This is a genomic window from Nitrospira sp. CMX1 (genome assembly GCF_054902215.1).
Map to the genome: position 1 here is coordinate 94,922 of NZ_JBUBKD010000011.1, position 18,463 is coordinate 113,384.

Here is an 18,463-nt window from a genome sequence, read left to right on the forward strand (position 1 = left end):
ATGAAACCAACCCGACGCTCCCTCGCAAAGAGGAGGAGGGAAGGTAGTATTGAGAAACTGATCCATCTATGCAGGGGAACCAACCTGAATGCCGTTCCTGAAAAGGGCGAGGGGAAGACGGAATCGGTCAATGCGGTAGTGCGAACGACTCAAATACTCGACGCGTTTTGGAAAGGGAAGGAAGATTCAGAAATGGAGGGTCATTGATGAAATCAGAGCAGGAACGCGAAGCCCATCGGCGATTCGTCCAAGCCCTTCAGCATGAGCACGTCACCTGCGTGCAGCCGGGCTGCGGTGGAGCCATGGACGTGGCTGATCACTCTCCACATAGCGCCCGCATCAAATCCTACGAAGCCACCTGTGAACGTTGTCACATCGTGGAAAAGATCACCGGCAAGGAAGAGCATCATCCGTCCTGGGATGTCGCCTCTATTACACTGATGGCCGAAACACATCTGCTCCACGATCAACCGACCTGTCCGTACGACGACACACCCATTACCTTCGTCTCCTTGCCGAATCCCCGACGTAAGGCTCGGTATCGTCTCCAGTGTTATTACTGCGGCCGGCACACCGAAATGAACTGGCCCCCACCGGAAGCGAAGCGGTGAGGACTAACACGCTAGTTGGTTTTGCTCTTTATCCCGAGAAAGAGACTAGGTCTTATAATCTCTTTGACTCTCGCAAAGCCTATACTCTTACAGGCTGTCATCGGACTGAAACGGATGAACAAACGAAAACTCCTTGTGAAAGCCCTCACCGGCTCCAAGAACCTTCGATTCACTGAAGCGGTACGACTGGCAGAAGCCTTTTGATTTCGACTCTCACGAGTACGGGGTGGTCACCACGTCTTTATCCACCCAGCCCTGCATGAATTGGTCAATCTTCAGGAAGTCAGCGGCAAGGCCAAACCTTACCAAGTCCGACAGTTGCTTGATTTGGTAGAGAGGTATAATCTACAACTTAATAGCGAGCAGGAGCCATGAAGGACTATCACATCAATATCTTCTATAGTGAAGCAGACAAAGGCTACATCGCGGATATTCCTGATCTCGAAGCCTGTTCTGCCTACGGAAAAACTCCGGTCGATGCCTTGAAACAAGCTCAACTGGCCAAGAAAGTCTGGCTGGAAGCCGCTCGTGCGTCCGGCAAGCCCATCCCTAAACCGCGTTATCGACCAGTCATCTATCAAACTGGCTCATAAGGTAACTCGGCTTCCACAAACATTTGAATGCCGAGCCGGAACAAAGGTCTGGTATTAGTCTGTCAAAACTGATTCAGGCTCATTTCGCAACCGCTTTTTTGATAAATTCTCCCATCCGTCGGAAATAGGCTCCGCCGCCGACTAGATAGGTATTGTTATGGTCGGCACCCTGAATCACATACCATTCCTTTGGCGGTTTGGCTGCGTCGAAGACCTGGCGTCCTAGTTGGATCGGAATGAGCTCGTCCTTGTCCCCATGGATGACCAGCTTGGGGAGGGACAGCTGAGGGAGGCGGTCGATCAATCGATGTTCCGCTCCAAGAAGCCAGTGGATAGGCAACCCACCGTAGTGAAATTTGGCCACCGCTTCGATGGAGGGGAAACACGATTCAAGGATCAGCGCTGAGGACGGTCGTTGCACGGCCAATTCACCGGCTACTGTTGTTCCAAGAGATCGGCCGAAGAGCACAATCCGTTCTGGGCGAATGTTTCTCGTGCGCGTAAGATAGTCATAGGCCCCATAGGCATCGTCGTAGAGTCCCCTCTCACTTGGTCTGACCGCCTGGCTCCTTCCATACCCTCGATAATCGAACAAGAATACGGATAACCCGAGCTGGAACAGCAGTTTCAGATTTTCAAGGCGGTGACTGATGTTTCCCGCATTGCCATGGCACCAGAGCATGACGGGACGATCCGCCGCTGCTTCGACATACCATCCGAACAAACGAACTCCATCAGCAGCCTGAAACCAGACCTCTTCCAGAGGCAATCCACTGACTCTTGCCCAGTCTCGGTTTTGCCAGGGTTCAGGATAGTAGACAAAGAATTGATCGAGGAAGCCCACGGAGGCAGGATACCGGAACCGACGCAGAGAAGGAAGCACTAGACCCACCAGGGCCAGCTACCTCCAACGCATGAAAAAAATGACGGTTTGCTTGTCTCATTTTCTAAACCGCGCTATAGCTCATTCGACAAAGGGCTTGCAACGTACCCCGCTCCGTGGAGGATGTGAGATGCTCAAAGCCTTTTCCAGCCTACTCTGTGGACTGTTTGTGCTGCTGACCCTGTATGTGCTGCTGACTCTCTCTGGGTGCTCGGTCATGATGGCCATGGTTGGGAATAAGGAAGCGGATTTCGAGCACATCAAGCTTGGAGCGAGCAAAGAGGAGATCGACGTTGATTTTAACCAGCCAAGGACGAAAACACCCCACCCCACGCTCGAGTCAGACGCCTTCTCTCGATTCCACCTCAAGCGAATCAAGTACTAGTTCCCCCGCAGGACCATCTCGCACTCAAAAATAGGCCTGGACGCTGAAGAGGACATCATTATCCCGATCACGATGGTTGTATTCCAGCCTGACCGCCCAATTCTGCACCAGCGTGAATCGTGATCCGACGTACCACCGAAAATCGTCTGACTTGTCACCCAAGGGAAATTTTAGATATGACCCCGTTGCCATAATTTTCCAACGCTCGGTCATATCAGCCAGTATGCCGACTGTTCCGCCTCCGCCGATTCGATGCATTTCATCATAGGCCTTGCTGACGCTTACTTCGGTTTCCGCAAAAGCAAACAAGACTTCACGATTGAGCAATCGCAATTCTTTTGCCCCTCCGATCCCGCCGCTGAAGATGCCGTTGCTGCAGAGCCGACACTCGTTATGCCGGATGGTATTCATCCCAAGGTTGAGCTTCCAGGAGGGGGCGTGAAAAACGGAATCGATCGGGGAAAGGGAGAGAAGGTTGAGCAACGTCGCCCGTTCTACCCTGGTCTGATCTACTCGATTGTAGTGCCGCACCGTAATCGAAGCCAGTTCAATCTGCGCGTCCGGCGTATACCCAACCTCCGGATCGAGCAAGTCATGATAACCGCCGCGAAAGGTCGCTTCTTCAAAGGTGTCGTTATTACGCCAACCTCCTCCGATCGAAACTCGGTGCATCTTATGTCCAAGTTCAGGCTGCTTCGCAAAAGGGCGCACCAGGAACTCCTTGGATGGGATGCGGAGCTGACTGCGAGTGGCCAGAATTTCTCTATTTTGGGCCTTCCATTCCGGTTTGGGGTCATCGGTCGTCTCAATTCGGTAGCGCAGATAATCCGATGCGAGATCCAGTAAAAATGCCTGCTTAGCGGGCACTAATCGGGTGAATGCCGTAGAGGTCATTTCCCCAACGTCTTGTGTCATCCGATGTGCTAAATCCCGCTCCTCCGCCGGCAATGCTTCTCGCTTGCGCTTGATGACCGTACTGCGGGAGGGACGATAGGTGATATCAGACACCAGGCCAGGTTTTGACACGACCAATCGAATCGTATCGGCCGGAACAGTCCACCCCATGAACTCATCGGTCAGGTGTAATTCAGGGTCGGCATAGTCCAAGAGCGCGAGAATATGATACGAACAATTCTCCTTGAAGAAAAAATAGTCGAAGTAGGCATTCCCTAGTTCCCAGGTATGCATTAAGAATCGCCGTAGCTGGTTTCCCGTGAGGTTCAGGCGATATTCCCAAATATCTCGGTTTTCGATATCTCGATACTGCTGAACCTTCAGATAGTACGGAATCGTCGAAAAATACCCCTTATAGCTTCCCAAGATGCCTCGTATCGGGTAAGCAAGACCGGCGTGGGGAGGCACCTCGGCCGCGTAGTTGATCGTATAAGCGAGAATTCTGGTCTGTTCGGTCTGCCCCTTCTGATCCACTCGGAACAAGGTATGGCCGAACATAGACGCCGGGTTGTTCAGAAAAGCTGCGGGAAAGATCAGCGAGATCGATTGGGCGTCAAAATCCTCATACCACCGATCAAACCGCTCACAAGCCATCGGTGGAAGTCGAGCCGGGTCAAACCGCAATTGTTCCCTGAGCCAGTGGTACCGCGCAACGAACGCGCATTGCGCAGGCTGCTGTGAGCGACCAACCAGATCAGCAGAAAAGAATTGCGCAAGTGTCGCTGCAAGCTCAGCAGCAGGATCCGTCTTTCCTTTGGGCGATAAGAAAAAACCAGGATCGTCCTGCTCGCTCTCATAGCCACCAAAGAGATTCTTCCGATAGTGCAATAACAGCTGCCATTCACGATGGTCTGCGAGCCTGGCTCGTTCGGCCTGGTGGATGAGCTGTTTGGAATAAAGCTCTTGATCAGCTTCCTGTGCCTCAGAGGAAAGAGGAGCGGACAGACAGGCTAGAAACGCAACGAGTAGAACCAACACGGTGCAAACAGAGGCAATAAGGGCCCCGGCATTTCTGCCAGGGCCCTTGTACTAGCTTAACGTACCGATGCCTGTGCGAGGACCGGATGGCCCGCGATTGCATCGTTGAGGGACTTCACGAGCGCGACTGGAGACGCTTCGCCAGCCTGAACGAGAGACGTATACCGTTCCTGGGTCATGGCAAAGAACTCTGCATGACGCTCTGCCGGCACACCCATCAGCGTTGCCAGCGAGGCCAGGTGTTCTCCCTGTCCTTGAGCCATTTCAGCCGTGAGGGCATCGAAATTCAACGATGCAAACATCGTTGTCTTGTGCTCACCCAAGATCTTGCCATCGTTTGTACACCCGGAAGTGCCGGTGCTGATACCGAATGTCTGACTGCCGAATGTTCCGTTCGTGGTAGCCATCATCACCTGTGGCGCAATCTCCTTCTGGCCCTTGTAATCACTCCAAGCCAATTTCCCCAACCCACAGCCCGGACCAGTGTCTGGATTTGCTGCCATTGCCAACCCCGCCTGGCTACCAAACAGGATCGCAACAGCCAATAAGAGTACTTTCTTCGACATAAGTCCTCCTCCGGTAGTTAGAAAGTGGTTAAGTACCCGCACCATCGTCGAAACACCGCAGAGTATAGCTGAGTTCGACTCCAATGTTTACAAAAAATTTTCACTTACAGCGTTCACCCACACAGAGTGACCAAGGAGTCTTGATCGTGAGTAATCGAGGATCAGCTTGACGATTTTTCTGCTCTCTGCAGAGCATGCGAAGGGTGGGTGACGTAATAGCAAAATACCCCACCCAAGCTCAGAGTGAAAATCTGAGCGATGAACCGGCAGATGCACAAAGGCCTCTACTATGAATTTACCGGATTGCACCTTGCGGGCATGCCGTAAATTCTCCGGTAAAAGGATCACACATCCCGCCAGCTTCAGGGAGCGGGTGTGGAAGTCGACGATGCTGCGGCAGGTTCGAGAGAGAACCCCATCGCAGCAGGGTCCTGCTCCCATGCCCCTGGCGCGACAAGACCAATAAGCGGAAGCAAAAGAAAGGCTCCGCCTATGACATCTGCAATTCCTAAAGAACTCAGCTTTCTCGAGGTTTGTCGAAATTGGCTCCTGTAACCTGTTTTTTCTACTTCAATCAACAGATCCCCTCTTCGAGAAACTTGATATTGGAGCGGCGTGACACCAACCTGTTGACCATTGATCCGCACCGTAGCACCCATCGGATCTGAACTGACCGCGAAGTTCTGCGATGACCCGCCGAAAAAAGAACATCCTGACAGATAGGCCGCACAGACAAGGATCGCGAGTATCCGAGAACACTTCTGAATAAAACCGATTTGTAATAGCATCGACACCCTCACTTTCGCTTTCCCACTCATATCATGTCGGTGACGTGCGAGCAAATCCACCTCGCACAATGAGTACAAATAATTATATTCGCTTTCCTCTCCATGCACGACACAACACCGTCCGGATCAAGTTTCACATTGACGGCTCTCACGCATTTGACTATACTCCGACTCGGTGAACGCTTAGAGTACCTAGGCAGATCACAGGGGTTTATAAAACTTCATCCACAAGGAGGATTCATGAAGCGGACGAGCCTTCTACTTACTCTTGCAGTCCTCATCGGACTCAGCACGTCGGGTTGTATGATTGTTGCGTCTCCGATGTTAGGCACGATTTACACCGAAGCGAAGTACGGCGATACAGCCACCGACGCATCAGGAGCCTCCAAAGAGGGTAAGGCCTGCGGCCAGTCGATCCTCGGTTGGGTTGCTACCGGTGATGCAAGCGTCTCAGCAGCAAAAGCGGCTGGTGGTATCACCACCGTTGCGGTTGTCGACCACTCAGCCAAGAACATTCTTGGCGTTATCGGTGAGTGGTGCACGATCGTTCGCGGCAACTAGGCGACTGCAGTACCCGAATAGAAGAAAGGGCCTTCAGGATGATGTCCGGAAGGCCCTTTCATTTTCTTGCCTTCAGGCTCTTGTGAACCATGGGACTCGATTCCCTGGTACGATCTGCTGCGCTACTGAGTTTACTGTCTTGCTATCCAAGCCTTACCGACGTCGCGTTCCCAGCCGAATTTGGAGATATTGAATTGAGTGGATACGCACTGGGCACGTTGCCCGGAAATCAGGATCTATTCAACCAGGGAACAAGCGTTTCTGCCTCAGCTCAGCAGGGCTTTGGCGCGGGGTTCAAGATCGGAGTCTTTCCAGCCGTTCTGAAACGAATCGTGGGCCTAGAGATGGACTCCAACATTCATGGCACAGCCCTGTCCTTTCCCAACATTGCGAATGGACGCACGAATCAAACGGGACGTTCGGACATGCTGATGATCAATACAACGTTCAACCTGATCCTCCGCTATCCGGGAGAACGGTTTCGCCCATACGTCGGTGCCGGCATCGGATGGTCTCACGGGACGCTCCTCAATCCCAACATCGCAGGACGCGACGATAAGGATTTTGACTCAGCCCGCACCTTCACGCATCAGTTTCTCGGTGGAGTACAAGTCATGCTGAAACCACAACTCACTCTGTTCAATAAGCAGCGAGATATGGCGTTCTTTTTATTCGGTGAGTACCGGTATCTGTCGTCAAACTATCACTGGGAAGGACTGGCTGCCGATTTTCGCACTCACTATGGACTACTTGGGGTTGGCCTACGCTTTTAAAGCTCCGCGTCAGTCTGATGCCGGTCTAACCGGCATCAGACTGACACCAACAAGACGTTACCTTCTTACTTCAGCAAACAGTGCAACCCGATCCCCGGCGATTGTTCTCAGCTGCTCCTGACTCAATTCCTTCACAACCTGGCATTCACCGTTCAGCAGACGCACACTCCCATCGGCCGCATACTCCGCTTCCGAGAGAAGATTCCCATGTTCGTCAATCAGGCGATAGCCCGTCGCACTGGCGACGATCGTGGCACGGCGTTCGACGATGCCATGACGCTCGTAGGTCACAACTGCACCATCGCTTGAAGCAGTCCATCGAATGGTGGTCTCTCCTAACGTGGCCACCCTCGTATCATCGCTACCCAGATCGGACTCCTTGATGGGGCTTTCACCCGTCCAAAAATGCATCGAATTGAAGATGAAGGTATCCAGTAACGCGGAGAACATATAGGCCGGGACAATCAACATGCCGAAGAATACGATTTCCTTCATCCATTTGTCGTTGACTTGACCGTTGCCTTTGACATTACTGTTCCAGCGATAGACATTCTTCGTGAGATTGAACGGACCATAGCATGCAGTACTCATGATCATCACACTCAGCAACACCATCGCAGCAATAGTTCGTTGACCCAATCTGCCCATGATTTTTCCCCTTTCATCAAAATAATCGTGTTGTCTCATTCGTCGTGCAAGTCCTCATCTAACACAATCCAAGATTTCGGCACTATCTCGTCTCATCAGAAATCGCAAATCATGCAATCCGATCTTTCAAGCGAATGTGTCTCGCCGACAGCTGCGCCCCGATCGTGATCACTCCTAGCATCCTCGGCAGCTTAAATCGCTTCGGCCCAGCTGAGCCGGAGTTGAAGAGCAGCGTGTCGCCGAGCCATTCGTTCTTTGGTTGGTGAGTATGACCAAAGATACAAATGTCTGGTCGCATACGATCGAGAAACGCTCTCCCTTCTTTGCTCAGCTTCCCTGCTTCAAACACGACATGCCGAATCGCAATACGGAACCCATTCAAGTTCAGCAACGCCTCGGTCGGAAAACCGCTCTTCTCGTACTCGTCTACGTTGCCGGAAACCGCCGTCACTGGAGCGATGTCCTTCAGGTGATCGATGACGGTGGGCTTGCCGATATCACCGGCATGCACGATATGATCGACATGTTGGAAATGCTGCTGGATTGCCGGGTCGAACAGGCCATGCGTGTCGGCGATGACTCCGATACGGAAGAGCCGTGATCGGCTCACGGAGCAGAGCCCGAGGACACGCCCAATCCTTCTCGGACCTTCGGCCACTCAAAGGAGAACGGCTCAGTCTTCTGCTTCGGCATTGCCGCGAGTCGTGCTTTGAGATGATCGGCCCTGGCGCTGCTCATCGGATGGGTGGAGAGCCACTCGACCCGTCCTTCGTCTTTCTCAGCCAGTCGCTCGAAGAACGTGATCATCCCTTCGGGGTTAATTTTTGCACGATACAGCAAATCAAGGCCGGTGGTATCCGCTTCGGTCTCCTGAGCTCGGCCGAACTTCAGCGTCATCAATTCCACCCCGAGCTGTTTCATAACCCCGCCCAGCCCCGGTGGATTGCCCAGGACGATCGACACGACGGCCACAAATCCCAGCTGTTTGATGATCCGTTCAAGTCCATGCCGCTGGAGCACATGGTTCAACTCATGAGCCAAAACCCCCGCCACTTCTTCCGGACTCTCCGCCTTTTTCATCAACCCCGTGAATACGACGACATACCCACCGGGCAGCGCAAAGGCATTCACCACGTCGCTCTTCACGACAGTGACCTCGAAGCGATAGGGGTTGTTGGGCACCTGACTGGCTAGGCGCTGTGTCATCTCCTTGACCGCAGCCACTGCGGGCCCGTCTTTCGTCACATCCTGCCCCGCAAGAAACTCACGGTAGGCTGATTCACCCAACTTCTGTTCCCACTCGACCGGAATGCGATTAACGGCAAGTTCGACCAACAGATCACTGCCGAACCACAATCCCAGTACCAGCACAAGGACCGTTCCGCTGACGAGCCCCCACACGACCCGATGACGTTGCCGAACTTGACGGACCTGTTCTGCCGCCTGTTCAAGTGGACGACTCATGTGATCCGGCGCCATGCGTCGAAAGGCCCGAATCACATCAGGATTCTTCAAATACAGCGTTCTCTGGCCCGCTGCTCCTCCCCAATGCAGCACCAGCTGATCATGGTCCAATCCGCCCGCTGAAACGGATACATCTGAAAAGCACACAGACTCTGAACGGTTGCCAGCTCCATCCTGTTCAGGAGCATGGGTTACCGTGAGTCCATGAGCTTCAATCTGGACAAGACACGGCACGCCTGTCGCAGGAAATTCGTCGCCGAAGCAGAGCGCATTAGGAGACATAGTCATTGGTCAACTGTCATTGGTAAAGAACGGTCGTTACCTTGCGTTTGAGTCTCCCAATCCTTTTGATGACGAATGACAAATGACCATCGACTCATCATTACTCCGCTACGGGGATGAACTGTCGCACCCATGCCCCGAATCCGCCGGGATTCCGGCTCTGAATGTAGACGACACCTGGCCCGCGGAATCGGCACACAAAGCCTTCGCCCGACGTAAAGCTGGCCACCCATCCGGAGGTGGCTTTTTCGATGCTGTACGATGTGGTGGAGGACCAAGCCACCAGATGACTATTGTCGACAATATATTCCTGACCAGGTTTCAATTCGATCTTGTGAATGGCGCCGAAGCTGTTCAGCACCAGCATGCCTTTCCCGCTCATCTTGAGAAGAAAGAACCCTTCCCCGCCCAACAATCCGCGAGTCATACTCTGCATTTGACTATCGATGACGACTCCGTCTGCACCGGCAAGAAATCCGTCTTTCTGCACCATGTATTCGTTCACGCCATCGAGTTCAAGAATCACCGTCTCTCCGGGCACCGTCGACGCCAGCAACACCTCACCGGCCCCCCGACTTGCACGAAGAGTCTGAAAGAAAAACTTCTCCCCCGTCAGAAATTTCCGTGACAAGGCGCCGAGAAACCCGCCTTCCATTTTGCTTTCGATATCAATGGTCGGAGAACAGGCGACCATCGCACCAGACTCCGCCTTGATCTTTTCTCCTTCCGCCAATTCAATACGCACCATCGGAAATGCACCGGGATATAGGATTTCACTCTTCATTCTCTCATCTCCTCTTTATTTTTCCTTCACCCATCATGGGCGAGGCTGGTCCATGTCTTGATTGCGCGCATGCACCGAGCACCTCCCCTCTCTCAGCGATCCACATCCTTCTTGCGTGCGCGGTGCGCGAGCAGAAGACATGAGCCAGCCTTGCCCAACTCACCCCGCTATCCACCCATAAACCCGACGGCTCGGCTCCGGCCCCTCCTCCAGATAGCTCATGCGGAGCCGCCCCAGGGCATCACGTGGCACCTCATGGCGTTTGGCCTCCACGTCTATCCCAAACACCTTCGCCGCATTGAGACCAAAGATGCGTTCCTTGACCTGTCTCGTCAACGGTTGATAGTGGTGTTCTTGGATCAATGCCTCTGGAATCTGAAATCGCCGGAAGGCTTCGATTTGCCATTGCGGTGTTCCATACCAGATCGAATCCGTCCCCCACAAGACATGATCGACACCGAACGCACGAATGAGCCGCCCCAGCAGATGCGCGCAGATCAGCGGATAGGTAGTCACCAATTGCGCAAACGTCGACCCCAGCTCCACATAGATGTTGGAGATCCCCGGCTCATGCTCCTTCATCCGGCAGAATTCGGTAGTCCACGGGATTTCGCCGGTCTTTGCAAAAACTTGATCGACTGACGCCACGCCTCGGAACCCCGAGTGATAGACCAAAAAGTCGAGGTCTGGAAAGTCCTTGGCCGCCTTCATCAGGTCTCTCGGATGGTTGTAGTCGGGGACAGGCCCCAGCGGGAGCCCCTTGTGAACACAGATCCGCTTGACCCGCAGTTTTCTCGCTTGCTCCAACATGGGATAGGCGATCCGTTCGTCATCCATCCGCCAGCCTCGGTCGAATCCCTTCGGACAGGACCCGGTATAACACTTCCAGGCATCAACCTTGAGCATCTCGGCCTGCATGGCCATGAAGTCCAAATCTGCCGCACCTAGCTGAGGAGTCACCAAACCATGGGCCAACATCCGCTGTGAGCCGGCTAACCGGTTGATCTCATCTCGGATATGGGCCATTTCTTTTGGCGGGACCACGGCCTCTTGTGGATAAGGACCTGGCGGCGTACTGATTAGGCCGATCGCGGTTTCACTGTCAAAGAAAACTTCCTTGACGAAATTTTTCCAGGACAAGTCATCGATGGTGCCCCGATCACCGGCCAATCGTGGATTGAGTCCGGACTCACGAATGGACCGCCGCAGCGACAACAGCGCTTGCTTGGACACCGCGCCTTTGCGAACGGCTTCGGCATCGGCGGGATCATAACCGGATCCGACGTAGTGGGTTTGCACATCGAAGATAAAGTACGGGGCGCCCTGTTGCTCGGCGAACGCGGCGGTTTCGAAGAGCTCGATGTCTCCAATATTGAAAAACTTACCGAACGCGGCATTCATGGCCAACAGCGCCGCAGCCATCCCACCCGTTGCGCTCAAGAATGCTCGCCTGGTCATTCCGCTGCGCGTCACTGCTCGTTCCATGAGGTCTTCGGCCACTCGCTCAACACGCTGCTGCCGTCTCGTCTGGGGAATGGGGCGGAACTCCTCATTCGAGACGATCCTCGTTGGAATCCGCGTTGGGCAAGTCAGGCCCTTCTTCATGATGCGACCGCCGAACCTGGGATTGAGATGTACTCCATGACCGTCCCTTCACTATATGCGGACCGTTGATTGTGTGAAATACTCAACACGCTGTCAAGCGAGCATTACCGAGCCCACCTTGTTCGCGTCAAGGATGGAACGTCTCTGCCAGCAGTTTCATGTTTCAGACTTGACGTTGTTGGTTTCCGCACAATGTGAAACGTTGAACCTGAAACCCTGGAGCAAAGAAACGAACAACGCAGATGGGAGCAGCGAAAGCGCTCGCGAACACGGTACGCGATGCACCCGAGTAAGACCTATCTCGACTTTGACGAAGAGACGGAAGATTTCGTCTGGCTGGCGGAGGTGGACGCGAAGGGGATCTCGACAACCACGTCTGCTTGCGAATCGGCGTCCTGATCTTTCCCATCGTGACCGACACTGTAGAGCAGACCCTTCTTCTGGTTCACCAACATCGGGAGCCCGGTGTACGGATCGTAAAAATCTTGTCCTGCCTTGGCAATCTTGCTAAGAAGATCGCCGTCTGAAGACCCGCGTCGCAGCCAGGCCTGTAGACTTGCAAGCCTGAGATGGGCGTCCGTATCGACGATCATTCCGTTATATACATCCCAGGCCGGCAGCGGTTCGACTCCGACAAGGTTTTCAATCGGGTTCGTGAGGTAATCCGTCACGCCGGCTGCGGGGAAACGCACATGGTCTTTCCGCTTCGGAAGGGAGCCATACTGCTTTTCGCCGGTCGCTTGGTACGATGTTTCGTAGTATTTGGCATAGTCGTTGAGCCGACGCTGTTTGGGCAAGGGCAGGGCCGACACCACCATGGCAGACATTGATTGACCTTCAGCTCTCGCCGCTTTTAACTGGCTCTCGTAGGTCTTCACCGCCGAGACCAGTTCGCTTTGCATGGGCCACCGCAACGACAGCTCACCTTGATCAAGAGGGCGCACCAACTTCGTGATGCGCCCTAAATACTTAGTATCGAGGTCAGAGCGGACCAGCAAACCTGATGCGACGGCGATGTCGTCGTTGATCGCTTGCAGCGCTAGCATTTTCACAGGAAGCGTCCGCGCTTGGCCCAGGACAACGCGCCACGCGTCCATGTCGGTCTCCAGTCGATCGACGGCGACATCCGCACCTTGCCCAAATCCATCCGCGACATGCAATTGGTGGGCGAAGACCATCGCTCCACAAGGTGGACTGACCGGCTGACCATAGCCCCAATCTTCGAACGGAAGCGTTTGCCACTGATGATATCGTTCGAGTGCCACCTGCTGTTGACGACCCCACCCCTGGATCGCGTCCTGATTCGATTTGAATTGGCCGATCGGATCCGATCCTCGGACCCACCCACGCATGGTATTCGCGGATGCACTCAAACGATCACCAGATTCAGCCCCTGGATTTCCAGCGCAATCCAACGCGGTTGCGCTGTTTCCAACGACAGGTTGTCTCTCAATCCCGGCGCGGAGAGGGTCTTGCCCGACCGGTGCATCGATCCCGAACAACACGGTGTAGGCATTCTTTTGAGCCCCGGAGAGCGTCTGTTGCGGCGTCGTTGTAAAACTCTGAAACGTCGGTGATGGTGGTTCTTCCATGATCATCCATGTCACTGCAAGCGCCCCCATACCGAGCACAACACATAATCCCACAAGCACCACCAGTCCGAAAATGGTCCTCACGATGGCTTGGGTGGTTGAAAAACACGTACTTAGAAAGCCTGTGATCGCGGTTCCTAATCCACTCAGAACCGCGCGCGAGGCTTGTCTCTGCCTCGCCTCGTCGACACGGATGCTCGTCTCAGATACCCTCCTGAGCCGTGACGTTTCACTGAATGCTGCATCAGCAGCGTGAGCCGCCGGCAGCGGCTGGCTGACGTCCTGCTGTTCAGGGATCGCCAGTTCGGCTGGTGTGGCGCAAGGAGCAGAGTAGTCCCAACTCGCTCGCGTCGATACACTGGACTCCGTCCGCTCTTTGGGAGGAGCCACAGATTCGGTAATCGGCGAGCTTGTATGAACGTTCACCTCTTCTGTTGGCTGATCTTCGCCACGTAACGCCTGGGAGGTTTCCAGACGTTCAGACAAGAGCCCACGATCGTTTACGATTGACGCTGTCGTGCTTTGTTCAACAGCAACAGTTTCGAAAGATGGAACGGTCTCGGCCTTCTCGACTATGACTTCGTCGACAGGTTGCAAGTGATGCGACTGGAATTCAGCCTTAGAACTCTGCCCAACCTCCTCCGTGGCTGCATCCGTGCGAACCTGCTCTCGCTCGATGAGGACCTCGGTAGGCTCACCGCGATCTTCTACGTGATCCACAAGAGAGCCGATAATTGGTTCCTGCGTACTCGGCTGAGACTCAGGGGCCGGTGACGTAAGAGAGAACGCTTCCTCGGCCGGCGATGATTTTACGAAGGAAAATTCAGGTTTTGACTCCGCTACCTGATCAGTGTTTTCTGCCGTCATGGACGGGGCGCTCGTCACCTCGACGGCATCATGCCGTTCCTCCGAAGGCATGATTGGAGCCTCTTGTGCGAGCACAAACGAGTCCGGTTCTATATCAGAATCATTGGCCAATGGCGAAGTCGGCAGTTGGCCGTCAACAGTGTGTGAGGTGCGATCTCGATCCTGCGGCGAATCCTCAGACGGTTCAATCGATTCCGCGATCGACGAATTCGTCTGGGCGGAAGGGATCGAGCGCACCGATTCCTGCACGTAGTCCGATGGTATTGAGGTAACCGGCGATCTCGACGCCGCTTCATCTCTTTTCCTGGTCTCTCCCTCTGATTTCAGTGTTTCTCTGGCGAGGTCCTCGACCAAGCGGGATTGAGAAGATGGGACAGGAAGCGTCTCTGTCACCGTCTCATTTTCGCGGCTCGACACCGGGGACGTTGACGCATCCTTTGCAGGAGATTGCTCACCGAGTTTCCAGGCGGTATCAAAGATGGATTTCCAGGAGAACCCCGGCTGTTTCCAGGGCTGCGCGATCTCGTCGGCTGAGACTTGTGCCGGAGCTATTGGCGAATCAGTCGGGTTGGATGGCTCTTCTGCGTGCAGCGTCTCGACCGTGTCAGTCTGAAGAGAGACTTCTTCTTTGTGTGGCACCACGATCGACTCTGAAGGCGATGGATCGGACTTCAGAGAGAGGGAAGGTGGCTCTTCGTCAGACTGAGGCGGATGAGCTAGACGAAGTTCTGCAAACTCAGCCGAAAAACTGACCGACGCGTCTGCTGGCTGATCCGAGTCGAACTTCATCGCCCCGGATGCGGGATGCCCCTCTACTAATAGAGATGCTGTCTCTGGAGCTTCAACCGATTCCTGTTTCGGTGTTTGGGGCGAGCCAGAATCAACGGCGACCACATCTAACTCAACTTCCAACGGCACCACGGGAATCTTTGCTACAGAATCTATGGGTCCTGGAGAAGGAGGGATATCCTCCACCAATCTCTGCTCAACAAGCGGTGAAGTCTCCTCGACAGATGAGACCTCTCCGGTCTCACGAGTCGAGCGTTCTGCCAGTCTATCAGTTTGAGCATCGATGCCACTGTGTTCTGTCTGAGCAGCTGCAGCTTTCTCCGACAGAACCAGATCCTGATCAGAAGACTGTACTGCTTGCAGGGCATCCGCACTATTTTCCAACTGCACCGGTGGCTGTGCACGTTCAGCTGGCTGAGACGTCTCAGCCGTCGCCCCCAACCCTTCCGACGGGACTTGCATGTCCCATGGCATCGCTCCACCGACTGCCGGATGACCGAGCTGCTCCCTTCCTCCCTCCTCCTCAGAGTCCTCCGGATGTAGCGTGGTGGTCTCGAGAGCACTCGGATGACGCGGCACTAATTCGCCGGTTTGCGCATCAAAGGAGGAAGCCAACCGGAAGGCAACCGGGCTAGCCGGAGCTAACTCACGTATTTTGGCATAGAGTCGACCGGCGTGATCCGGACGCTCGGGATCCGGATCTTCGATCAAAATATCGACGGCCTTCCCATACTCCTCAACAGCCTCAAGGGCATTCCCCTTTTCTTGATAGATCGTCCCCAGTTTTTCGAGGTAGGGTACACAGCGCGGGCCGGCGGCGAGGTATTCACGGAGCAATGATTCCGCGAGCCAATAGTCCTGACGCTGGAACGCTTCTGCAATAAGCGCGTCGAAGGCCTCTCGTGCCGGAATGAGGCTTCCCAGTCGAAGGTGGAGGGTCGCGAAGAGCCGTCGCGCCTCCATATTCACGGGATCGAGAGCCAGGAGTTCCTTGAGCGCCGCGGATGAACGCCCATATTTCCCGGCGTTCATTTGGGTAATGGCCTCCTCCAGCAGAGCACTCTTCCTGCTGTAGCCGACCACCCCGCGCTTCGGCGTACGGATTGTCTCCGTTTTCTCTGATTTTGTTGAGGGTTTCTTATTCCAGCGCACGGATTAACCTTAGCAGATCCCTAGGATCCACAAGCCCCTATGGACTCCTTCGCCCATATCAGGGGGCACCCTTCTGCTCAAAGGCCTTACTGACTCTGATGGGCGTGCCTTCCAGAGCACTAGACCATCAGGTGCAGTGGTACAAGTCATTGATAGTCGGTGCCTAACAGATTGGTCTGTTTACTATATCGGCTTGCAATCCCTAGCGCTTACATGGGCTCCCTTAACCAGTGGATGCTCATTCCTTCATATAGTTGATCGGCTGAGAAGACGGTTTCCTGAGGCAGCCCACATACATTCCCTTCTCCATGTATTATCGGCTTTTTCATGAAATTCATTAGCTTAGGAGGGAAAGGAGCGACTCCGGAGGGCGCTCCCTCTGTGAGTGACCCATTGAGGATCCTGAATGAGCTTCAAGGACTGATCGCAGGCGGATAAGCACCCGGTAAACAGCGTCGAGTTGGCGCAAAGCGTAATCCTGGTTGTGTCATTGGATCCGCCTATGATACGGTCAAATCCAGCTATCAAGTTACAGAAGAACCACGGAACTCCTAGCTCCATCGTGCAAATTCAGTCAGACCTCACACCTTCATTATCCACAGGCAGACAGGTATGCACCTACCTGCTATGGGGACTGCTCTGCTGGTCGGCACTCGTTCCGCCCAACCTGTTTGCGCAAGGAACCGGCTCACAACCGGCCAAGGTGTCTCTTGATTTCAACGAAATCGACATCCCGGTCTTTGCCAGGTTCATCGGTGAGATCACCGGCAAGAACTTCGTGCTGGACGAAACGATTAAAAAACAAGGCGGGAAAATCTCCGCGTTTTCCCCGACTAAGGTTTCGCCGGACCAAGCGTTCAACATGTTTGTGGCGGCACTCGAAGCCGCTCGCATCGCGGTCGTGAAGAAGGACGGAAATCTCTATCAAATTGTGCCGATGGGTGATCTCCCGCCAGAGCGAGGGGTGTTTGTCTACAAGCTTAAACACGCCAATGCCACAGATCTCGCGGCGGTTCTGACCAATCTGGTGGCCCGCTCACAAACCGTGGCTCAAATGACACCCGGGGTTCGTCCCCCGATCAGGCCACTGACGGAATTTGAGGCCCCCGTCCAAGTGTTTGCAGACAAGGCCACAAACTCCATCATCGTCAGCTCGACCAAAAACGCATGGACTCATATTCATACTGTGATTCGTGATCTCGATATCAGGCGTAAGCAAGTGTTTGTGGAAGCGGTTATTCTTGAGGTTCAAGTCGATCGTCTCAGACAGTTAGGAACTAATCCGACCGAAATTCTTGGTGCCGCAAATAAAGGATCTTTCACAGGGATCGGTGGGTTTAATAACACCCCACCGGAGCTGACGACGATCGCTCAAGCCCTAACAACTGGTGCTGCGGGAGCAGCCACTGGTGGTATTACACCTCTCCTGAATACAGTCAATGTCCGTGCATTCCTGAACTTATTGATGAACCTCACCGATACGAATATCCTGTCGACCCCTCAAGTCCTTGCCGCGGACAACCAGAAAGCCAAAATCGTCGTCGGTGAAAATCGACCGTTCCCTACCGGACAGGCGCAAGGCATCACGGGCGGAACCCTGGTGACGATCGAACGGAAAGACGTCGGCGTGACGTTGGAGCTCACACCGCAAGTGCTTGAAGATGACCTGATACGCCTCGAAATCAAACAAGAGATTACGGCCATTGCGGAAAACGTGGCCCAGACTATCGGCTCTGGTTCGGCCAGTATCCCCGTCGGCCCCACCACGACAAAGAGATCGATGGAGACGACGACAGTCGCCCAGGATCAACAAACACTCGTGGTAGGGGGATTAGTGCGCGATAACGTCACGCTGAGCGAAAGGAAGCTTCCGCTTTTGGGAGATATTCCCTGGCTAGGATGGCTGTTCAAATCGCAAAATCGCCAAACCGAGAAGTTGAATCTTCTTGTGTTTCTGACTCCACACTTGGTTCGAGATGATGCGGACATGGCCGAGCTCAATGCGAGAAAACTCAGAGATGTCAATACCTTACAGCGAGAGAACCGGATCGAGGAGCCGACCAGACTTAAACAGGATATACTCGAACGCCTTGAACCGCCTTTAATAGTCCCGTACACCTCCCCGACTGATAAGCCGAGCAGGCCCTAGTCCGTATTTTCCTGAACGTATCGACTCCAACCAGCAAGA

16 protein-coding genes are annotated in these 18,463 nt (G+C 54.1%); 6 read left to right on the forward strand and 10 right to left on the reverse strand.

Translation table 11 applies throughout. The features are described from left to right. The first annotated feature begins 206 nt into the window (after nt 1-206). Together ACYX34_RS02425 and ACYX34_RS02430 are read left to right on the forward strand one after the other, a co-directional pair. On the forward strand, nt 207-611 hold the full coding sequence (locus tag ACYX34_RS02425; protein WP_462074963.1) for a hypothetical protein: 405 nt from the start codon (nt 207-209) through the stop codon (nt 609-611). 371 nt (nt 612-982) lie between these two features. Beyond that, nucleotides 983-1,204: a type II toxin-antitoxin system HicB family antitoxin gene (locus tag ACYX34_RS02430; RefSeq protein ID WP_462074964.1), complete on the forward strand. Its 222-nt coding sequence runs from the start codon at nt 983-985 to the stop codon at nt 1,202-1,204. A gap of 79 nt (nt 1,205-1,283) precedes the next feature. Here ACYX34_RS02430 and ACYX34_RS02435 read toward each other — a convergent pair whose 3' ends face one another. Further along, nucleotides 1,284-2,096, reverse strand: coding sequence for an alpha/beta hydrolase (locus ACYX34_RS02435; RefSeq protein WP_462074965.1), 813 nt, complete (start codon nt 2,094-2,096; stop codon nt 1,284-1,286). A gap of 121 nt (nt 2,097-2,217) precedes the next feature. On the opposite strand from ACYX34_RS02435, the gene ACYX34_RS02440 reads away from it, so the two are divergent. Beyond that, nucleotides 2,218-2,472 (forward strand): hypothetical protein, encoded by a 255-nt coding sequence (locus ACYX34_RS02440; protein WP_462074966.1) that lies wholly within the window; start codon nt 2,218-2,220, stop codon nt 2,470-2,472. A 24-nt stretch (nt 2,473-2,496) separates the two neighbouring features. Here ACYX34_RS02440 and ACYX34_RS02445 read toward each other — a convergent pair whose 3' ends face one another. The 3 genes from ACYX34_RS02445 to ACYX34_RS02455 form a co-directional block, all read right to left on the reverse strand. Next, nucleotides 2,497-4,404, reverse strand: a complete 1,908-nt coding sequence (locus ACYX34_RS02445; protein ID WP_462074967.1) for an Lnb N-terminal periplasmic domain-containing protein — start codon at nt 4,402-4,404, stop codon at nt 2,497-2,499. A 56-nt stretch (nt 4,405-4,460) separates the two neighbouring features. After that, complete coding sequence (locus ACYX34_RS02450; RefSeq protein ID WP_462074968.1) at nt 4,461-4,970, reverse strand: DUF3015 domain-containing protein; 510 nt, start codon at nt 4,968-4,970, stop codon at nt 4,461-4,463. A 362-nt stretch (nt 4,971-5,332) separates the two neighbouring features. Continuing rightward, nucleotides 5,333-5,758 (reverse strand): PEGA domain-containing protein, encoded by a 426-nt coding sequence (locus tag ACYX34_RS02455; RefSeq protein WP_462074969.1) that lies wholly within the window; start codon nt 5,756-5,758, stop codon nt 5,333-5,335. A gap of 240 nt (nt 5,759-5,998) precedes the next feature. Between ACYX34_RS02455 and ACYX34_RS02460 the strand changes: the two genes are divergently transcribed. Together ACYX34_RS02460 and ACYX34_RS02465 are read left to right on the forward strand one after the other, a co-directional pair. Beyond that, nucleotides 5,999-6,319: a TRL-like family protein gene (locus ACYX34_RS02460; protein ID WP_462074970.1), complete on the forward strand. Its 321-nt coding sequence runs from the start codon at nt 5,999-6,001 to the stop codon at nt 6,317-6,319. Nucleotides 6,320-6,408: 89 nt separating this feature from the next. Then, nucleotides 6,409-7,092, forward strand: coding sequence for an outer membrane protein (locus tag ACYX34_RS02465; protein ID WP_462074971.1), 684 nt, complete (start codon nt 6,409-6,411; stop codon nt 7,090-7,092). A 57-nt stretch (nt 7,093-7,149) separates the two neighbouring features. On the opposite strand, the gene ACYX34_RS02470 is transcribed toward ACYX34_RS02465, so the two are convergent. From ACYX34_RS02470 to ACYX34_RS02495, 6 genes are all read right to left on the reverse strand, one after another. After that, nucleotides 7,150-7,740: a DUF3332 family protein gene (locus ACYX34_RS02470; RefSeq protein WP_462074972.1), complete on the reverse strand. Its 591-nt coding sequence runs from the start codon at nt 7,738-7,740 to the stop codon at nt 7,150-7,152. 109 nt (nt 7,741-7,849) lie between these two features. Beyond that, nucleotides 7,850-8,350 carry a metallophosphoesterase family protein gene (locus ACYX34_RS02475; RefSeq protein WP_462074973.1) on the reverse strand — a complete coding sequence of 167 codons (501 nt, stop codon included), beginning with the start codon at nt 8,348-8,350 and terminating at the stop codon, nt 7,850-7,852. Further along, nucleotides 8,347-9,486 (reverse strand): M48 family metallopeptidase, encoded by a 1,140-nt coding sequence (locus tag ACYX34_RS02480; protein ID WP_462074974.1) that lies wholly within the window; start codon nt 9,484-9,486, stop codon nt 8,347-8,349. The genes ACYX34_RS02475 and ACYX34_RS02480 overlap by 4 nt, the downstream gene beginning before the upstream one ends. 100 nt (nt 9,487-9,586) lie before the next feature. Continuing rightward, entirely contained in the window at nt 9,587-10,270 is a 684-nt protein-coding gene (locus ACYX34_RS02485; protein ID WP_462074975.1) for a TIGR00266 family protein, read from the reverse strand. A 159-nt stretch (nt 10,271-10,429) separates the two neighbouring features. Next, on the reverse strand, nt 10,430-11,875 hold the full coding sequence (locus ACYX34_RS02490) for an amidohydrolase family protein (RefSeq protein ID WP_462074976.1): 1,446 nt from the start codon (nt 11,873-11,875) through the stop codon (nt 10,430-10,432). Between the two features lie 296 nt (nt 11,876-12,171). Continuing rightward, nucleotides 12,172-16,275, reverse strand: a complete 4,104-nt coding sequence (locus ACYX34_RS02495; protein WP_462074977.1) for a tetratricopeptide repeat protein — start codon at nt 16,273-16,275, stop codon at nt 12,172-12,174. Between the two features lie 502 nt (nt 16,276-16,777). Here ACYX34_RS02495 and ACYX34_RS02500 point away from each other — a divergent pair. After that, entirely contained in the window at nt 16,778-18,424 is a 1,647-nt protein-coding gene (locus tag ACYX34_RS02500) for a secretin N-terminal domain-containing protein (protein WP_462074978.1), read from the forward strand. Nucleotides 18,425-18,463 lie beyond the last annotated feature (39 nt).